This window comes from Bradyrhizobium cosmicum, from assembly GCF_032290525.1.
Classification (GTDB): Bacteria; Pseudomonadota; Alphaproteobacteria; order Rhizobiales; family Xanthobacteraceae; genus Bradyrhizobium; species Bradyrhizobium cosmicum_A.
The window spans coordinates 15,964-33,571 of record NZ_JASXTA010000040.1; the positions used below are offsets into that span (position 1 = coordinate 15,964).

At 59.2% G+C, this 17,608-nt stretch carries 13 protein-coding genes and 2 pseudogenes; 10 read left to right on the top strand and 5 right to left on the bottom strand.

Features of this window, described 5'->3' with window-relative positions; genetic code table 11:
* Nucleotides 1–35: 35 nt before the first annotated feature.
* Nucleotides 36–1,405: pseudogene (locus QSV46_RS37430) on the bottom strand (transposase).
* A 266-nt stretch (nucleotides 1,406–1,671) separates the two neighbouring features.
* On the opposite strand from QSV46_RS37430, the gene QSV46_RS37435 reads away from it, so the two are divergent.
* Entirely contained in the window at nucleotides 1,672–2,364 is a 693-nt protein-coding gene (locus tag QSV46_RS37435; protein WP_314963669.1) for a helix-turn-helix domain-containing protein, read from the top strand.
* Between the two features lie 739 nt (nucleotides 2,365–3,103).
* Nucleotides 3,104–4,087 carry an ABC transporter substrate-binding protein gene (locus tag QSV46_RS37440; protein ID WP_314963672.1) on the top strand — a complete coding sequence of 328 codons (984 nt, stop codon included), beginning with the start codon at nucleotides 3,104–3,106 and terminating at the stop codon, nucleotides 4,085–4,087.
* A gap of 152 nt (nucleotides 4,088–4,239) precedes the next feature.
* Here QSV46_RS37440 and QSV46_RS37445 read toward each other — a convergent pair whose 3' ends face one another.
* Nucleotides 4,240–5,061: a C13 family peptidase gene (locus tag QSV46_RS37445; protein WP_314963674.1), complete on the bottom strand. Its 822-nt coding sequence runs from the start codon at nucleotides 5,059–5,061 to the stop codon at nucleotides 4,240–4,242.
* A 433-nt stretch (nucleotides 5,062–5,494) separates the two neighbouring features.
* Here QSV46_RS37445 and QSV46_RS37450 point away from each other — a divergent pair, with 433 nt between their 5' ends.
* Nucleotides 5,495–6,472 (top strand): ABC transporter substrate-binding protein, encoded by a 978-nt coding sequence (locus QSV46_RS37450; protein ID WP_314963676.1) that lies wholly within the window; start codon nucleotides 5,495–5,497, stop codon nucleotides 6,470–6,472.
* A gap of 357 nt (nucleotides 6,473–6,829) precedes the next feature.
* On the opposite strand, the gene QSV46_RS37455 is transcribed toward QSV46_RS37450, so the two are convergent.
* Entirely contained in the window at nucleotides 6,830–7,054 is a 225-nt protein-coding gene (locus tag QSV46_RS37455; protein ID WP_314963679.1) for a hypothetical protein, read from the bottom strand.
* 91 nt (nucleotides 7,055–7,145) lie between these two features.
* Between QSV46_RS37455 and QSV46_RS37460 the strand changes: the two genes are divergently transcribed.
* The 4 genes from QSV46_RS37460 to QSV46_RS37475 all read left to right on the top strand — a co-directional run bounded on the left by QSV46_RS37460 (nucleotide 7,146) and on the right by QSV46_RS37475 (nucleotide 10,811).
* Nucleotides 7,146–7,415, top strand: coding sequence for a hypothetical protein (locus QSV46_RS37460; protein ID WP_314963681.1), 270 nt, complete (start codon nucleotides 7,146–7,148; stop codon nucleotides 7,413–7,415).
* A 79-nt stretch (nucleotides 7,416–7,494) separates the two neighbouring features.
* Nucleotides 7,495–8,877 carry an efflux RND transporter periplasmic adaptor subunit gene (locus QSV46_RS37465; RefSeq protein WP_314963683.1) on the top strand — a complete coding sequence of 461 codons (1,383 nt, stop codon included), beginning with the start codon at nucleotides 7,495–7,497 and terminating at the stop codon, nucleotides 8,875–8,877.
* A complete protein-coding gene (locus tag QSV46_RS37470) occupies nucleotides 8,878–9,579 on the top strand; it encodes an ABC transporter ATP-binding protein (protein ID WP_314963686.1) in 702 nt (233 codons plus the stop codon).
* Nucleotides 9,576–10,811: an ABC transporter permease gene (locus QSV46_RS37475; protein ID WP_314963689.1), complete on the top strand. Its 1,236-nt coding sequence runs from the start codon at nucleotides 9,576–9,578 to the stop codon at nucleotides 10,809–10,811. Before QSV46_RS37470 ends, QSV46_RS37475 begins: the two co-directional genes overlap by 4 nt.
* 14 nt (nucleotides 10,812–10,825) lie before the next feature.
* On the opposite strand, the gene QSV46_RS37480 is transcribed toward QSV46_RS37475, so the two are convergent.
* Complete coding sequence (locus tag QSV46_RS37480; protein ID WP_314963692.1) at nucleotides 10,826–11,626, bottom strand: response regulator transcription factor; 801 nt, start codon at nucleotides 11,624–11,626, stop codon at nucleotides 10,826–10,828.
* Nucleotides 11,627–12,422: 796 nt separating this feature from the next.
* Here QSV46_RS37480 and QSV46_RS37485 point away from each other — a divergent pair.
* The 3 genes and pseudogenes from QSV46_RS37485 (at nucleotide 12,423) to QSV46_RS37495 (ending at nucleotide 16,338) form a co-directional block, all read left to right on the top strand.
* A pseudogene (locus QSV46_RS37485) lies at nucleotides 12,423–13,863 on the top strand (IS1182 family transposase).
* Nucleotides 13,864–14,975: 1,112 nt separating this feature from the next.
* On the top strand, nucleotides 14,976–15,665 hold the full coding sequence (locus QSV46_RS37490; protein WP_314963694.1) for a DsrE family protein: 690 nt from the start codon (nucleotides 14,976–14,978) through the stop codon (nucleotides 15,663–15,665).
* Between the two features lie 157 nt (nucleotides 15,666–15,822).
* Nucleotides 15,823–16,338, top strand: a complete 516-nt coding sequence (locus tag QSV46_RS37495; protein ID WP_314963697.1) for a thermonuclease family protein — start codon at nucleotides 15,823–15,825, stop codon at nucleotides 16,336–16,338.
* Nucleotides 16,339–16,642: 304 nt separating this feature from the next.
* Here the strand turns inward: QSV46_RS37495 and QSV46_RS37500 are convergent, their stop codons facing one another.
* Nucleotides 16,643–16,861, bottom strand: coding sequence for a hypothetical protein (locus tag QSV46_RS37500; protein WP_314963700.1), 219 nt, complete (start codon nucleotides 16,859–16,861; stop codon nucleotides 16,643–16,645).
* Between the last annotated feature and the right edge of the window lie 747 nt (nucleotides 16,862–17,608).

Genomic DNA, 17,608 nt, shown 5'->3' on the forward strand with positions numbered 1-17,608 from the left:
CCGCCGGCTCTGACGCCCTCTACGCAACTCGAATGCTACGCAATGCACAGGGCCCGAGCGGGTGGTGGACGAGCGCCCAGCGACGCGAGCCGCCGCAGGTTCTGGGCGATGGCAGCAAGAACAAGCTCGTCCTGAGCGCCTTTTGGTCCCCGCAGTCGGAGCCGACCGAGCTTCAGGATGCGCTTTAAGTGTGCGAACCGCATCTCGATCTTCTTGCGCTCACGCCGTGATTTCTCAAAGTCTTCGGTATCGGCAATCGAGCGGGCAACGTCTCGGGCGTATTCATGGATGTCGCGCGGGATCTTGCGCGATGGTTCTTTTGGACAGCACTGCGATTTAAGCGGGCATACATCGCAGTCGAGCTTGCTTGCTCGATACAGCAGCGTCTTGCCTTCATGCACGGTACCGCTTGTCCCAAGCCGCTTACCACCCGGGCAGTGATAGACGTCGCCGGCCGGGTCATATCGAAAGTCGCTCCGCGAGAAGGTGCCGGCATCCCGCTTCGACTTATCGAACACAGGAATATGTGGCGCGATGCCCTTCTCCTCGACCAGCCAGTTCAGCATTGGAGCCGCTCCGTAAGCGGTATCCCGACAAGTCGCTCTGGCTTGAGACCGAAGCGCTGCTCGGTCCGTTCGATCATGGTCTTTGCTGCACCAACCTCGGCCTGGCGAATGGCGCGGGAGGCCTCGACATCAACGATGACGCCGAACTTCACGTCGATGAGATAGTTGTCGGAGTACGCGAAGAATGCCGGCCCCTTGTGAGCGCCGGTCCACTGCGCTGCCGGATCGGATGGCGAGACAAATTTCGGGATGACATCGCTGGCGGCGCCCCACGCCGGATCGTCGAGGGTTGCCAAATACTCCTTCACCGCGCGGCTAGACCTGGCCGGATCGCGATCCCTGCGCCAATCGTGACCTGCGATCGAGCGCTGCTTGTTCGCGTCGGCCGCAATCAGGCTCGCATCGACTGCAAATCCTTCGCCACCAACCAGACCGGCGGCAATGCATGTCTCGACAATCCGTTCGAACACGCGGCGGAGAACATCTCCATCGCGGAAGCGCTCGTTGCGGGCGCGCGAGAACGCCGAATGATCCGGGACAGCGTCCTCGATACCGAGCTTGCAGAACCAGCGATAGGCGAGGTTCACCTGCACTTCACGGCAGATCAGCCGTTCCGAGCGGATCGCAAAGACATACCCTGCGACCAGCATCCGGATCATCAGTTCCGGATCGATCGACGGGCGCCCCATCGACGAATAGTGAGATGCTAGTTCACCGCGAAGCCAGGACAGATCGAGAGCAGCATCGATCTTCCGCACCAAATGATCTTCAGGAACCGCGTCGCGAAGACAAAACTCGTAGAACAGTTGACCTTGGTCACTCTTCAGACGGCCCATCATGGATCGACCTCGCCGAGATTCGCGTCAACACAACGGAATCACGCTTCGTGACTTGTCTCAACCGACTTTTGCAACAAAATCGACCCATAGCGGGCAGTTACGCCGTTCGCCCAGCGGTGGCGCCATCAACCTGACATTGTCCCTTGGTACAATGACCCAACGGATATCCAATGAATATGGTCGCTCCTCGAACGATCTGCGGGCACGAGAGGATTATTCAAAGAATTTGATGCGGAAAAGCATTTGATGCGGAAGGGGACTGACCCATGTTTGTGCGTATCACAACGGATCGACTACCTCAGCTCAATGCGCTCGGTGAATTCGGCTTAACGAGCGCGTTCAACCGAATTATCGGCCTCAGTGAGTTTACATACCGAAAGGGCACCGAAATCTTCGGCGAAAAAGAGCCCGCTGTGTATGTCTATCAAGTCAAGCATGGTGCGGTGCGAAGTTACAAGTTGCTCTCGGACGGTCGACGTCAAATCGGCGCCTTTCACCTAGCGGGCGATATCTTCGGGCTTGAAAATGGCGACAAGCATCGATTTACCGCAGAGGCGGTCATCGAAACCGTCGCGCGCCTGATTAAGCGAGAAAGCCTTCAATTGGTGGCCGTAAGAGACGCGGTTGTCTCGCGCAACCTACTCAGCATGATCACCCGCAACCTGGAGCACGCAGAAAACCATATGCTGCTTCTGGGCCGCAAGACCGCGGTAGAAAGGGTCGCCGCCTTCTTACTTGAGATGGATTGCCGCACCGGAGCAGACAAGATGTCACTCCCCATGACTCGTCTCGACATTGCGGACTATCTCGGCTTGACGTTCGAAACGGTTTCTCGCGCGCTCTCTCATTTGCGGAAAGCGGGCGTCCTTACGTTCCTCGACCACGATCAGCGAGAGATCATGTTAAACGACAGGCGGCGGCTTGCCGATTTCGATCCGCAAGGACCGGCACACCTCTGATACCAAAATGCGACGGGCCGTACTGGCGACGATGAGTGATACGCAGACTCTCCACATCGATGATCGCGCTTATTGCGAGAGCTAGCACGAAAGGTCGATTGATCTAGATCAACGATTGCGGACGCTCTAGGCTTTTGGCTCTGCCATGAACAAGCCCTCCGAATCCGACAAGCCCGAGGCCAAGCCAACGCGCTTGGAGGAGGCGCGCAGGATCATTGAGGAGTACGTGATGACCTTCGCGAGATCATCCGGAAGCTCCGTGAGAAGATGAATTGAAGCGGATTGGATTTGCTCAAGTTGGGTTCTTCGCATTTTGACCCAAGGCAGTTCCCAATCTTGGCGGTGCGAGTTTTGCCGAAGTAGCACAGGCGCGCGAAGGCCGACCGATTACTACGAGACGTGGCATTGGGCCACGGTTCAAGCGCAAGGAGATTTGCCAAACTTCGATCCGAGCTGAACGTGATCGAACCAATTTGCTGCGCTGCACGAATCCGGATTTGGCCCGTTTGAGACATGCCGGCCCAGTCTGACGATGTCTGCTCATGCGGTTAGACCGGAACCGCCCGGCTCAGGGGCAAACCGACGCGACTGACCCATTTCAGACCTCGGTCGCTGGAAGACCGGCTCGAACGGTCGTAAAGTAGCAGTGCCGCACCTCAATTCAGAACGATGTAGCCCCTCAGACTTTCAGTTCTGCGGAAGACCGAGTGTGCGCCGCTCCAAAGCGGGAGGACGCCAGATGTCCAGCATGACGCGGCGAGAGTTCATCGGGCTTGTGATTGCCGCAAGCATGTGGCCGCTCGCTACGCGCGCGCAGCAAGCGGGGAAGACATATCGCATCGGGATTCTCGAGACGGTGTCCGCAGCGCGGAACGCTTCCAATCTCGACGCCCTGCGCAGGGGGCTGCGGGATTTCGGCTACGTGGAGGGGCGAAACCTCTTCATCGAATATCGATCGGCGGATGGTCGCGCCGAGCGGTTTCCAGGCCTCGCATCTGAACTGGTTGGTCTCAACGTCGACCTGGTCGTGACGAGGGGAACTCCCGCCACAATGGCCATCCAAAGCGTGACCGGAATTATTCCAGTGGTTATGGCCGCAATGGGCGGGCCGGGCGCTATCGTGGCGAGCTTTGCACGGCCTGGGAGCAATATCACAGGGGTGATCACTTTCAGCACCGAGCTGACTGCGAAACGGGTCGAAATCCTCAAAGAGCTGGCTCCGGGCCTCTCGCGGATCGCTTTACTTCACAACATGGGCAATCCGGCAGCTCCGCCTGAATGGGAAGAGACAAAGGCGGCGGCGCGCTCCTTGGGTCTCCAAACCGAGCTCCTTGATGTGCGGAGCGAGGGCGATCTCGGCCCTGCATTTGAACTCGCAGTCCGACAGCATGTCGATGGGCTTGTCATTGGGGCAGACGGGCTCACCCAAATGCTTCAACAAACGATTATTGCCTTCGCGGCCCGCAATAGGCTGCCCGCCGTCTACCCAGCGCGCGAGTTCGTCGGAGATGGAGGATTGATCGGCTACGCGGTGAATTATCCCAACCTCTATTTCCGGCTTGCAGCTTTCGTGGACAAGATTTTCAAGGGGGCGAAGCCTGGCGATCTTCCCGTCGAACAACCCACCAAATTCGAACTGGTGATCAATCTCAAGACCGCAAAGGCCTTGGGCCTGGCAGTGCCGCCGTTGCTATTTGCACGCGCCGACGAATTGATCGAGTGAGACGGTTCGAGTTGCTACGATTTGTCGGCCGGATGTCCACTTGTGGTCCGAATGCGAAGTCTAAGCGGGCCGCCAAAAAGTCTGCTTATTGGGGGTGACCGGAAACGGCGATGCGCCCGCGAGCAATAACCTCTGCGCTCGCGGCCGGTTGTTCAAGGACGTCCGACAAGCAATGGCAGCACGTCTGCACCGCCCGCCATGAGCGGATTCGACGGCTCGAAATGTTCCCGCAATTCTCGCTTCCGGACGAGTGAGCGCGCATCGAGGAACGCATCCTTCAGGCTGACGGCTTTCCGGAGCGCGACGTTGAAAAAAGCGTCGCCAAAATAGGTCCACTTGGCTTTGTCCTGGCAGCCGAACGACGGATGCTTGTCATCGGCCGCGGTGATGACCAGCACATCGGGAGTCGCCAGGCGCGGGATAAAAACCCCGGAATAACAAGCCGAGATGACCACCACCTTGTGTCGCACACCTGTCTTCGCGAGCATGTCGCGGAGACGAGATGGTGTGAGCGTTTCTGTGAGCCGCCCCGCCTTGATTGCAAGGCCATCAGGAGAGCCATGCGAGGTGAGAATCAAAAAGAGAACATCCTTCTCGGCATCCAAGCGGCTGGCTGCCGTCTGCAACGACTTGGCCAGAGCTTCGATCGTTGCACTTCCCCCTTTTTTGGAATTGTACTCCACGTTGATCGGTCCAGTCTCGAAACGGCCGGCCACGACCTGAGCCGCGCCGGTCGCTTCGGATCTAAACACGCCTTGATCCCCGTACAGTCCAAAGGACACCACGCCAACCTTTCCAGCGTCCGCAATAGCATCTACCGGAGGAACCAACGGCCAGATGGTCAGAAAGAAAGCGACGAGCGGCGCGCCGAGCCGCCTGATCGAGGACCTGGAGGTCATCGCGAACCTCGTTTCGAGATCGCCGCTACAGAACTGCGGCGCAACACAACATAGCGGAAAGCCAGTGAATTTCATCCATCCTTCGGAATGGCACGAGCAAGGTCCGGGTATGGCCCATCTGCGAAGGTGCGCCTTGTCTGGCGAAGGTCGGCTAATTGCGCCCGAGCGGACCAGATTTGCTCAACCTGAGTTCTTCGCATTTTGACCCATCTTGGACCTCCCGACCGATGCTGGTGATGTCCGCTCGCGGTGCTTGACCGGAAGGAAGCGGCCGGGATGCAGAAAGGCCGCTTGTGGGCCCATCGGCGAAGTGGGGGCAGTCCACAAGGTCCGCTCACCAAGGCATGGCGGACCAGATTTTCTCACGCTGAGTTCTTCGCATTTTGACCCATTGCAGCCTTCGCTCACATGCCGCGCTTGTGACGTAACATGCGCCCGCACTGAATGTGACAACCGTCGAGACGTGATACTCTGCGCCCCGTAGTCCTCAAGCTGCGATGAGGATCGAATGAAGCGGCGGGAGCTCATAGCGGCTACTGTGGCGCTGGTCGTTTCGTCACGGCGTTTGTACGCGCAGGGTGCTCGCCGTCGGCTCAGCTTTCTAGCCATCGGTGATGGGAGCGGGCGGACCCTCAATCAAGCCGAGCTGGCGTTGTTTGATGGGCTGCGAAGCCACGGGTGGATCGATGGAAAAACCCTGATTATCGAGCATCGTTTTTCCCAACCCCCAGATCGACTACCGGGTTCAGTCGCCGACCTGATTGCCCTCGGGCCCGATGTGCTCATCGCCGCGGGGCCGCGAGCAGCCGAAGCCTTGAAATCGGCGACTGTGACCATTCCGATTGTGTTCGTGGCTGTGTTTGATCCCGTGAGGCTTGGCCTCGTGCAAAGTCTATCGCGGCCAGGCGGCAACATAACGGGTCTTGCGTCCTCTCAGGGAGTAGCGATCGCAAAACAGATAGAAATCCTCCGGGAACTGGTTCCTGGCGCCTCGAACATCGCGATCCTAGTCAATCCGGGTAACCCAATACACAGGCTGATGTTGGCCGAGGAGGTACCCCGCACAGCCCGCAATCTGGGCGTGGCTCTGCCGATCGTTGAGGCGACTACGGCCGAGGAGCTCGATACCGCTTTTGCCTCGGCTGCCGCCCAGCGCGCCGATGCATTGATTGTCTTTGGCGACGCTCTGACCGTTGTCCAAGGCCCCCGAGTTGTCGCGCTCGCGGCGAAGCATCATCTGCCCGCGCTGCATCTCTGGCGCCAATTCGCCAACGGTGGATTGGTCGTCTACGGTCCCGATGTAGCTGATCTGTTCCGCCGTGCAGGTGGCTACGTCGACAAGATATTCAAAGGCAGCAAACCCGCCGATCTACCGGTAGAGCAGCCGACCAAATACGAGCTGGTGATCAATATGAAAACCGCCAACGCACTAGGCCTCACCGTGCCGACCTCGTTGCTCCTTCGCGCTGATGAGCTGATCGAATAGAGATCCTGTTTGCTGCGGCGCATGAGGCCGCTTATGACCCGAACCGGACGTCCCAGAGAATCGTCCGGCGCACTGGCAAGAGCCCGTCCCTATTGTTTGACGGACGTAGCGGGCTTAGCGACGGGGAGAATTCGTGAAGGGCGCGTCGAGTGCGACTTGCAGCGGTATTGGCGGATGATGTCGCCGCGCACTCGCAGCTGTTGGGCGCGGACGAGATCGGCAGTGCTGGATCCGTATCGTTTGATCACTATCGAATGATTACTATCGAATAACCGACTTAGTTCTATCCAAAGGTGACTTGCTCGCGACGCGTGATCCCGCGAGAATATTGACGGTGACGTGCAATCCAACTCTCGCTTAAAGGAGCAATCCAATGGCACTGAGAAATCTGACGGTTGCAACAACCTTGGCCGCGCTGACCGCTGTCGGCTTGTTCTCATTCTCGCCGGCCGCCTTCGCAGACAAAGTGAAGGACTGCGGGACCACGACAACCACCGTGACGAACCCGCCCAGTGAAAACGCGGGTTTCACGTCGACGACGACGACCACCCAGACCTCCGCCTGCGGTAGCAGCAGCGACACGGGTCAGCAGACCACGACCACCCCAACCACGAATAAGGGCGGTGGAACTCCCAAAGGCCATTGATGGTCTGCAACTGAATAGGAGCGCAACATGCTCAAGACACTTGGATTGGCATTGACCTTGGCCGCTGTCGTGTTCTCGCAAGCGGCCCACGCAGACAAAGTGAAGGACTGCGGGACCACGACTGCCACGACCTCCGTGACGAACCCGCCGAGTGAAAATGCGGGTTTCACGTCGACAACATCGACAACGACCACCCAAACCGCGGCCTGCGGTAGCAACAGCGACACGGGTGAGCAGACCACGACCACGACCACGCCAACCACCAACAAGGGCGGCGGAACCCCGAAGGGCCATTAGAGCGGGCGACGCGCGCTCTATCGGACCAAGTCGCCGGGCGGCTCTCCGGAGCCGCCCTCCTCGCGCAAGACAGGCTCTCATGAAGTTCATGCTGGGATCTCTGGTCGCTGTCGGCCTGGTCGCGGCGGCGTACAATAATCGGGAAATTCTCTCCGAGAACGCGTGGGATTCTGCCCGCACTAAAGCGGCACAGTACATCCCCGAATTGTTGTCGAACGCTCCCCCTGAAGGTCCCAAATACCTCCTTGCGCCAGTCCGTCGAGGGGACATCACCACGACCGTGACGGCGAGTGGCGCGTTGTCGGCAATCACGACCGTCCTCGTCAGTTCGCAAGTGTCTGGGCAAATGCTCCGGATCCTCGCGGACTACAACGCTGAGGTTCGTCGGGGCGACGTGATCGCTCAGATCGATCCTCTCAGCTTCCAGATCGCTTTGGAGCAAGCACAAAGCGAATTGAGAGTCGCGGAAGCGGCCGTGGTGATTCAGGAGCGTGTTCAGGAAAAGGCGGCCGCCGATCTCGCCAGTGCCGCTGCCGCGACGGAAAGGGCTCACTTCGCGACCGAGCGCGAGCGCATCGTCGTCGCCGAGGCCCAGCGCGACCTGGAGCGCAAGCGTATCTTGGCCAGGGGGGACAACGTCTCTCAGGTTGACTTATCCAGGACTCAGGCTGCCTCGGACATGGCGGTTCAAAACCACAAGTCGGCTGAGGCCGACGAGCGCACCAAGATCGCACTCGCTCAAGCGGCCGAGTCGGCGCGCCGCTCGGCCGAGGCGCAGATCACCCATGCCGGCGCGGTCGTGCAGCAAAGGCGGGCGGCCTTAAAGGCTGCGCAGACCGAGCTGGAGCGTACCAGGATCCGCTCGCCCGTTGATGGAGTAGTGATCGGGCGCACCATCGAGGAAGGCCAGCAGGTCACTGTTACCCTGCAGACCCAGACGCTGTTCACAGTCGCTCAGGACCTCCGCGAGATGCAGATTAAGATTTCAGTCGATGAGGCCGACATCGGCAAGGTTCGAGAGGGGCAGCCGGTCATCTACACGGTGGACAGCTTCCCCGGTCGCGAGTTTCGGGCCGAGGTGAAGCAGATCCGTAAGGACTCCCAGGAGAAGCAGAATGTGATCACCTACGTGGTGGTCGCCAACGCGCCGAACCCGGACAAGATGCTGATGCCCGGAATGACGGCAAACGCCCGAATTGTCATCGACGTCCACACGAACGTGCATAAGGTGCCCGTCGCCGCATTGCGCTTTGCCCCATCGGGAGAGCGCGGACCGGAAGCTTCACACCTCTGGACCTTGGATGAGGATCAGCGGCCGAGGCCGCTTCCCGTTCGAGTGGGGCTGTCGGACGGCAGCATGGTCGAGGTCTCCATCGCCGAGCCAGTCGAGCAGGTCATCGTCGGGGTCGATCAGAGAGAACCGCCGCCCACCATCGCGCGGCGGATCATCGGGAGCATGTAGATGCCGCTGGTGACCGTCTCAGATCTTACGAAAACCTATGTTGTGGGCCCGACGGCGGTGCCTGCGCTCCGGGGTGTGTCGCTCGCCATCGATAGCGGTGAATTTGTAGCTGTTATGGGCTCCTCGGGCTCCGGCAAGTCCACATTGATGAACCTCCTCGGCTGCCTCGATACCCCCAGCAGCGGCACTTATCACCTCGCCGGACAGGATGTGCTGCGCCTGTCGAGCAACAAGCTCGCGGAGCTCCGCAACACGAGCATCGGATTCGTGTTCCAACAGTTCAATTTGCTGGCGCGAGCAACGGCGTTGGAAAATGTCGAGCTTCCGATGATTTATGCCGGTCTTTGGCGACGCGAACGCAGACGCCGGGCGCGCAAGGTCCTGGCGGAGGTGGGCCTCTCCGAACGCGAGCACCATCGCCCCTCGCAGTTGTCAGGCGGGCAGCAGCAACGGGTCGCGATAGCCCGCGCCCTGGTGAACCAGCCGCTTCTTCTGCTCGCCGACGAACCCACTGGTGCGCTCGACTCGATCACTTCCGAGGAGATCATGGCCGCCCTGGTCCGCCTCAACGAGGGCGGGCTCACGGTGATCGTCGTGACTCACGACGCCGAGGTCGCCCGCTATGCACGGCGGATCATCTACTTCAAGGATGGCATAGTAATATCCGATGACCTGAACCAAGGTATGCAGGCTGCGGCGTGAAACTCGTCAACAGCACCCTTGCGGCGCTACGCGCCGTTCGCGTCAACAAGCTGCGCAGCGGCCTGACCATGCTCGGCATCGTTCTTGGAGTGTCATCGGTGACCGTGATGATGGCGGTCGGGGGCGGGGCGAGCCAGCGCATCCAGACCGAAATGCGCAATCTCGGGGCCAACACCATCGTGTTGAACTCGGGGGCGCTGAAGAGCAGCGGCGTGTCCAAAGGACAGGGGTCGCGACCAAGCGTGACGCTCGCTGACGCGCAGGCCATCGCGAACGAAGTCCCTGCTGTGGTCGCGGCCTCGCCACAGCACAACTTCGCGGGGATGCAACTCATCTATGGCAATGCGAACTGGTCCACCCTGGTCGCCGGTACTACGCCCGAGTATCTCACTATCCGCAACTGGGCCGTGAACCGGGGCCGCGCTATCGGCCGTGAGGACGTGCTCCAGGGCAGCAAGGTGGTCTTGCTCGGACGGACCGTGGCCGAAAAACTGTTTGGCAATCAGAGTCCGGTGGGGCAGGAAATCCGTATCAATCGCATTCCGATGACGGTGATCGGCGAACTGGCCGCGAAAGGGCAAAGCTTGGCTGGGCTCGATACCGACGATACCGCCGTCATCCCGATCTCGACCGCGTTCAATCGGGTCATCGGGCGAAATCCGGCCAATCCTCGGGCGATCTCCGGCGTGATTATCAAGGTGCGCGACGGCGCCAACATGTCTTCGGCCTTCGCCGAGATTCGTCAGGTCGTGCGCGAGCGCCACGGTATCCTGCCGGCTCAGGAGGACGATTTTCACCTGATCAACCTCACAGAGGTGATGCGGGCGAAGGAGGACTCGGCACGGGCGCTCGGGATTCTGCTTGCCGCTATCGCGTCCGTGTCGCTTCTGGTTGGTGGGATCGGCATTATGAACATCATGCTCGTCTCCGTCACCGAGCGGATCCGCGAAATTGGGCTGCGGCTTGCGGTTGGAGCCCGGAGAAGCGACATCTTGGGCCAATTCTTGGTCGAGGCGATGATACTTTCCCTGATCGGTGGTATCGCTGGGATCGCGCTGGGCTTGGGGGGCGCCATGGCCGTCGAGCACTACGTAAATCTGCGAGTGGTGCTCAACGGACAGCTGAGCCTTGTCGCCATGGCCCTTGCGGCCGGAGTGGGCATTTTCTTCGGCTTCTACCCGGCCTGGAAGGCATCACTGCTGCAACCCGTCGAGGCCCTGCGCTCGGACTGAATTGCATCTGCGGACTAGTTCTTTCGCTGAAGCCTTGCTGCAGTCGCAGGATCCGAAATGGTTGGCCCCCATTCGCGGCGCGCTTCATTGCCCGATTCCGGCATCCCTGCGCGTGCACCAGCCATGGACATCGCCAACTGCGTTCTGCCGCCGACGCGAAGTTTCCCGTAAATGTGATGCAAGTGCATCTTCACGGTGCCTTCTGACAAACGGAGCTTGCTAGCGATCTCCTTGTTGCGCAAGCCTCGCAAGATGAGGTGCACGATATCGGCTTCGCGCAATGTCAGGCTGCTTGTTTTTAGTGAGGACCGCTCAGCTGTTGCTAGATGGTGCAACAGGTCAGGGTCGAGCCATTTTCGGCCGCGGAACACGCTCTGGACACAATCGATCAAAATGCTGGCGCGGGCCCCGCTCAATAGAATTCCGTCCACGTCAAGCTCCAGCAGATCCGCGGCCATTATCGCGCCGCGCTCCTCGAGCAGAAAAATGATTGAACCGGAAGTGCTGTGGGCTCGGAGTTCCGAAACCGTTTTCGCGGCCTCGTGCTGGACGACGCTTTCTGCAAGCAGAACAATATCCGGGTGATGGTTGTTCAAGGAGCGCAGGAGCTCATCTTCGCAAAGGCAGTGCGCCACAACCTTATGGCCGCTCGCCTGCAAAAGAGCCTCGATTCCGGCTCCTGCGATATCATCGTGGGTGGCGATCACCAGAGTAGCCAATTCGCCGGTCGGGAGCACTTGGGAGCCACAGTCGCTATCTCCTTCAAATGACACGACGGGCTTAATGAAATGAGAGCGGTCGAATTTCGCACGCATGACGTATTCCTACTAACACTGAAATTTGTTGTAATTCGAACGGCTGCCCGACCCCCGGGGCTTGATGCATTTTTCTGCGTGGACGATGATCAAAACGAGGTAGATTGCGTTGGCGTTAATTCCTTGAAAACTACCGATGTCGGTCTGATCGAGGAACGGAGTATCCGCGTTGTCGCGCCACAGTGGCTTCGGTGCTTTTCCTGAAACTATTAAGACAAGAGCGGCCTCCCGGCGTTATTGACAGCTCTGCTTGGCATTCCCGGCCAGATCGAAAATTTACATCGGTAATTTACGCATGATCCTGTTTGCGCTTGCGAGGCAGCCACGCAAGTAGACGCTGGATCAATGGCCACAGGAAGTGAAGCAGTAAATTCACTTTTTTTCAACTTGTCATTCGCCGAAGGGCGAAGCGTCGCGGGTGTAGATCTGGTTCCATGAGGGAACACAGCTGCTGACAATGCTAATGTCCGTCACGATGCGGCTTCGAGAGGATTGTCTTCTGTCCGCCAAGCGAAATGTTGCTTGCAAGACTCCACGTGAAGAGGTTTTGTCCGCATCGGACAAATCAGTCGATTTTTTCGCCTCTGTCAAAGTCAGTTTTCGCACGTCGACGCTCGAGGGTCAGCTTATGGCCCGTTTGAGACCTTGCGATGGGCACTGAAGATGTCCGCTCATCGGGGCTGACCGGAAGTCATCGCGGGGCACTAAACCGACGCGATTGACCCTGGCTGCGTGAAAACGCTGCGCTTGATGTGATTCGCGCGATATGATTCCCGCACGATTTGCGGGGGCTGGAATGAAGCGCTTCGTTGCGGAGGCGGATCGTGGGCAGTCTACGTTATTGCCTGAAGGCCTCGACGATTTCATTGATGAGAACAACCCTGTTCGGGTGATCGACGTGTTTGTCGATGCGCTCGATCTGGCCGAGTTAAGCTTCGAGGGGGTGGAACCGGCGGCGACTGGTCGGCCGTCATACCATCCCTCGATTCTCCTGAAGCTTTACATCTACGGCTATCTGAACCGGGTGCAGTCGAGCCGGCGGCTCGAACGAGAGGCCGGGCGCAATGTCGAGGCCATGTGGCTGCTGGGTCGGCTCGCTCCCGATCACAAGACGATCGCGGACTTCCGCAAAGACAATGGCCTGGCGCTACGCAGGGTATGCGCGCGCTTCGTCGAACTCTGCCGTGAGATGGGTCTTCTCGCGACGGCGAGCGTCGCCATCGATGGCAGCAAGTTCAAGGCCGTCAACAACCGGGACAAGAACTTCACGAGGGCAAAGGTGGAGCGGCGGCGTGCCCAGCTGGAAGAGAGTGTCGCGCGCTATCTGAGCCAACTTGACACGGCCGACCGGCAGGAGCCAGCGGAAGCGCTGGCAGCCAAGGTGACGAGGCTGACCGAGAAGCTGACGAAGCTGAAGGAAGAAATGGGCAAACTTGCTGCCTACGAGAAGCAGATGCTTGCTTCACCCGATCAGCAACTCTCCCTGACTGATCCCGACAGCCGTTCGATGGCCACAAGCAGCCGCGGCTCCGGGGTCGTCGGCTAACAACGTGCAGGTAGCCGTCGACACTGAACATCATTTGATCGTGACGCACGAGGTGACGAACAGCGGTTCCGATCGGGCACAACTCGCCAATATGGCCAAGCAGGCGAAGGCCGTTCTAAAGACCGAAACGCTCGAAGCTGTAGCCGATCGCGGCTACTTCAACAGCCCGGAGATCCTGGCGTGCCACGAGGCCGGCATCACGGTAACGCTGCCTAAGCCGCAGACGTCGGGCGCCAAATCCGAGGGGCGCTTCGGTAAGCAGGACTTCGCATATTTGCCAGGGGAAGACGTCTATCGCTGTCTGGCTGGGGAGCGATTGCCGTATCGCTACACCAACGAAGAAGACGGAAAGATGCTGCGGCGTTACTGGACCACAGCCTGTCAAAATTGTTCGCTCAAATCGCAATGCACGACCGGGCCAGAGCGGCGGATGACGCGATGGGAGCATGAGCATCTGCTCGAGGCTGTGCAGCAGCGCCTTGATGCAAACCCACAAGCCATGCGCCAGCGTCGTGAGACAGTCGAGCATCCGTTCGGCACGATGAAGGCCCGCATGGGAGCGACACACTTCCTCACCAAAGCCCTCCCCAACGTAGCCGCCGAGATGGCTCTCTCGGTCTTGGCCGATAATCTGACGCGGGTCGTGAACATCGTTGGAAGCAAGCAATTGATGGCCGCGATCGGCTCCTGAGACAGGGCGCGGTCTTTAGCTTCCGGACCGACGCCCATTGAAGCCGTTTCCACACAACCAAGACCCGTTGCTGACGTCGGACCACTCCGCCTCGGGGATCGTCCCTCAAGTAGTCTTAGTCGCTCGGAAGCTGCGCACAGTAGGAACGGACGCAAGCTCCTCCCGTTTGTGAATCGCGCGCCACGCCAAGCGGCCGATACCGGACTGCGATTTGCCGCTCGGAAAGCGCGTCACAATCACCCATGAAAAGGAGGTTCGCCATTAAGACCGTTGACGTGCAGCGGGGGCATCCCTGTCTTCGTAGATGGACTCTACAGTCTGTGCCCAGCGTAAGCTGCGGCCGTAGGGAGACCGCAGTGGGAGGCAGAAGGGTGATAGGTTCCCATCCCCGCAAACGCCTCATCGAGGCTCCAGCTGTGATCGCGCGCGCGAACTGGCCGATGAAGCCAGCGGCATTTCCAGTCTCGAAAATCTGCCGGCCGGGTGTCTAGACGCGCTCATATGCCGGCTTGTGCGGAGAGGTGTGGACCGGGCACCGTGGATTGGTATGCGTGCGGCCCACACGCTGATCGATCAAAAGAGCCGCGCGCACCGCCTTCCGGGCGGCTTTTTTTTGGGCAAACGACCTCAGCGAGGTCGCCAAGCGTTCGGGAAGGCTGTCCCCGACCGGGGGGAATGAACGGGCCCGCGTTAAGATGAGCTGAAAAGGCCGGGTTCGCAGCCTACCCCCAAATAGGTAGGTGAGTTCTCCCTAAGAGGCATAGGATAGCGCGCAGCCGAACGAATAACACTGCTGCGTGACAGCAAGTGTTCGCCCGCGAGCTCACCGTCAAAACCGGAAGTCGAGCGAATTGGGACGCGGGGCTCTCAACCGGGTTGCGGTGGCGAGCACACCAAACCGACAATCGAAGGCGGGCGATGATGATGCGACAGCGACCTCATCAACGAGGTGCAGATCCCGTTGACCGTGTCTGCAAAAGAGACGCGTGGCGAGTTCGATGGCACTCACTGGATTGATCCGGCTCGCGTGCGATGTCGCGGAATGCCGGCGACGTGCCACAGCGAGTCGCTAATTATTTGATGCTGTCAAAGATTTGCGACGGAGAAATACCATGAGCATCCTTCGGCAAATTGCGAAAATAGCGACGATTGCTGGGTTCGTGGTCCTGCTTGCCGTTCCGATCGCAGCGGCGGAGCAAGGTGGACGATACTGGGTGCCAAAGACGACAAGCGCCGGCCCATACTGGAGACCGTCAGCCCAGTATTCCGAGCCAACAACAATGACTCCGGCAACTCCATCGTCTGAATTGATCAAGACGCATCCAGCCCCGCACCGGCGATGGCTAGTGAAAAATTCGACCAATCGGCTCCCTGCTAAACAGTCGCGGACGCGATCCTCTCTCGCTGCGATGGCGCCGATCGCCCCCATTTCCAAAACGCACCGTTTGATCCTGCAGGTTAACACCAATGACCAGGCCGCGATGAATCTCGCATTGAACAACGCGACGAACGTTGCGGAACACTATAGGGAGCTCGGGGAGGAAGTGAAAATCGAGGTGGTCACGTTCGGGCCCGGCCTGCATATGCTTCGCGATGACACGTCCCCCGTGAAAGCGCGACTTGAGCAGATGGCGCTGAGCACTCCGGAGGTATCATTCAAGGCTTGTGGTAACACTCAGGAAAAAATGCACCAAGCCGAGCACAAGGACATACCGATTGTTTCTCAGGCGCAGGTGGTAAAGTCAGGCGTGGTGCGCGTGATGGAACTCGAGGAGACGGGCTGGAGCTACGTAAAACCGTGACCGGCTAGTTCCATTCTGGTCGGGGTGAGCGGTAGCACTCAGATAGTCGCCTTCGCGCGCAACTGGCCTACATCCGGTTTTGCAGATCCGTTCGTCGCGGGCGGCGCTGAGTTTGTAGTCTTGCCGCGCAGCACCTGGGCCTCGGGCGGAAACAACAATGACCGTGATCCCATTTCGACGCCGCCGCACATTCTCGGGCTGGCCCGTCGCAGGTGCACTAGCCACCGCTCTTTTCTCATTTGCCGCCGTCTCAGCATTTTTGGTTTGGAGTGGCGCACCTCATAGAACAGAGCCCGATCAACGTTCATCTCAGATGATCGAGGTAATCGATGGCGACACCGTCAGGCTTGACGGCAACACCTACCGTCTTGTTGGCTTCAATACGCCGGAGAAGGGCGACCTCGCTCGCTGCGAGGATGAACGCAAACGGGCGGATGTTGCGACCAAGCGGCTGAAAGCGCTCATCGCAACAGGCGATGCTCGACTAAGCCGCCTCGCATGCGCCTGCAAGCCCGGTCAGGAGGGCACCAAGCTCTGCAACTTTGGGCGCTTATGCGGAATGTTGTCAGTCGGCGGGCGCGATGTCGCTCAGATCATGATCAGCGAGGGGCTTGCGGAGCGCTACGTGTGCAGCGCGACGCGCTGTCCGCCACGCAAATCGTGGTGCGGCTAACACCTATTGCTCCTGCTTCTCGGCGACTTCTCGCGCCGCCAAACTAAGCTCAAGCCAAGTGCTCCACGATCTCCGCGCAGTCCGAATGCGTCAGCGAATGCACGCCGCGCGATCTCAGTTGGTTCTGGAGGATCGTCGCCATCATGGCTTTGACGCTCATGGGCTCACCGTCAAAAATTGATTATCAAGAAAATCAATCTGAAGTAGAAGCCCAATATCGATGATGCGCAACGTCCGCAGGACTATGGAGAGTGCGTGGACCGCAGCGCACAACAGCGCCGCCGGGCTTCTCCGGTGTTTTCATTTAGGACCACGGCGGCTCTTCGCCTGTCCCTGCTGCCTCGTGGTGGATCGTGACACCCGCCGAACGCAACCCCGTCAGCAATACAGTTCTTACAGAGGCAGGATCAAATCCAATATCCTTGGCGTTTGGTGGATGCGCCTCGCTGTCCTTCAATCGGAGCGCCAAGTGCAATTGCTCGCAAAGATGCTGAACGATGAGAGTGACCTGATCGTGGGTCATGATCAGCTTCTCCTGCCATTGTCTACCGAACTAGGTAGCACACATGAAAATAGGGCGGTACGTGATTGGACCTCGAAGGATCAAGCCCACGCGATTGCCCATGAGTGGGTCCCATCGTGGCGCGGGGGGCTACTGTCCGTATCCGTGCGCATCCAACGCAGCGACCCCGCCTCGCTTGAGCTTGGCAGGGCCGCGTGCTCTCCGGGCCGGGGCTGGGGCAGGGTCAAACCCGGTTAGCACGGGCAAGTCTACGCCAGAACTTCAGAAGGAATGATCGATCAAAAGAGGCACCTCTCTGGACCCAGTCCTAGTTCCCTCTGCGACTATCAACCGAGCATCCACATCGTGAACGGGCGCGCGGGCAGACCGTCGTCGCGGCAAAGAACCGGTCGGTTTTATCCATGCCGATCACCTTCGGAACACTGCATATGAGTTGACGGCCAGAAGAGGCACTAAGACGGCGTGTGCAGGTTAAGCAATTTGTTACCAGTCATCGTCACCATATAGCTATTGCATATGGGTCGCGATTTGCGGCTTACGGAATTCCTGAAGTGGTTTGAACCTGGGCACACCGGGTTAGCGGTCTCTTTCAAGAGGAGAGGCCCCGATGTTTAAGGGCTTCGCAGTCGTCGTTGTGGCGCTGATCAGTACAGCGCAGGTGGATCAATACAGAGCCGGCTCCGCAAATTTGGACAGGTCGATAAGTGGAGTTTCTGCCTGACAGCGGGCACGCTGGTGCCTGCGAAT

Coding starts and splice junctions, on each gene's coding strand:
- QSV46_RS37435 (WP_314963669.1), top strand. CDS start 1,672: ATGTTTGTGCGTATCACAACGGATCGACTACCTCAGCTCAATGCGCTC.
- QSV46_RS37440 (WP_314963672.1), top strand. CDS start 3,104: ATGTCCAGCATGACGCGGCGAGAGTTCATCGGGCTTGTGATTGCCGCA.
- QSV46_RS37445 (WP_314963674.1), bottom strand. CDS start 5,061: ATGAAATTCACTGGCTTTCCGCTATGTTGTGTTGCGCCGCAGTTCTGT.
- QSV46_RS37450 (WP_314963676.1), top strand. CDS start 5,495: ATGAAGCGGCGGGAGCTCATAGCGGCTACTGTGGCGCTGGTCGTTTCG.
- QSV46_RS37460 (WP_314963681.1), top strand. CDS start 7,146: ATGCTCAAGACACTTGGATTGGCATTGACCTTGGCCGCTGTCGTGTTC.
- QSV46_RS37465 (WP_314963683.1), top strand. CDS start 7,495: ATGAAGTTCATGCTGGGATCTCTGGTCGCTGTCGGCCTGGTCGCGGCG.
- QSV46_RS37470 (WP_314963686.1), top strand. CDS start 8,878: ATGCCGCTGGTGACCGTCTCAGATCTTACGAAAACCTATGTTGTGGGC.
- QSV46_RS37480 (WP_314963692.1), bottom strand. CDS start 11,626: ATGCGTGCGAAATTCGACCGCTCTCATTTCATTAAGCCCGTCGTGTCA.
- QSV46_RS37490 (WP_314963694.1), top strand. CDS start 14,976: ATGAGCATCCTTCGGCAAATTGCGAAAATAGCGACGATTGCTGGGTTC.
- QSV46_RS37495 (WP_314963697.1), top strand. CDS start 15,823: ATGACCGTGATCCCATTTCGACGCCGCCGCACATTCTCGGGCTGGCCC.
- QSV46_RS37500 (WP_314963700.1), bottom strand. CDS start 16,861: ATGACCCACGATCAGGTCACTCTCATCGTTCAGCATCTTTGCGAGCAA.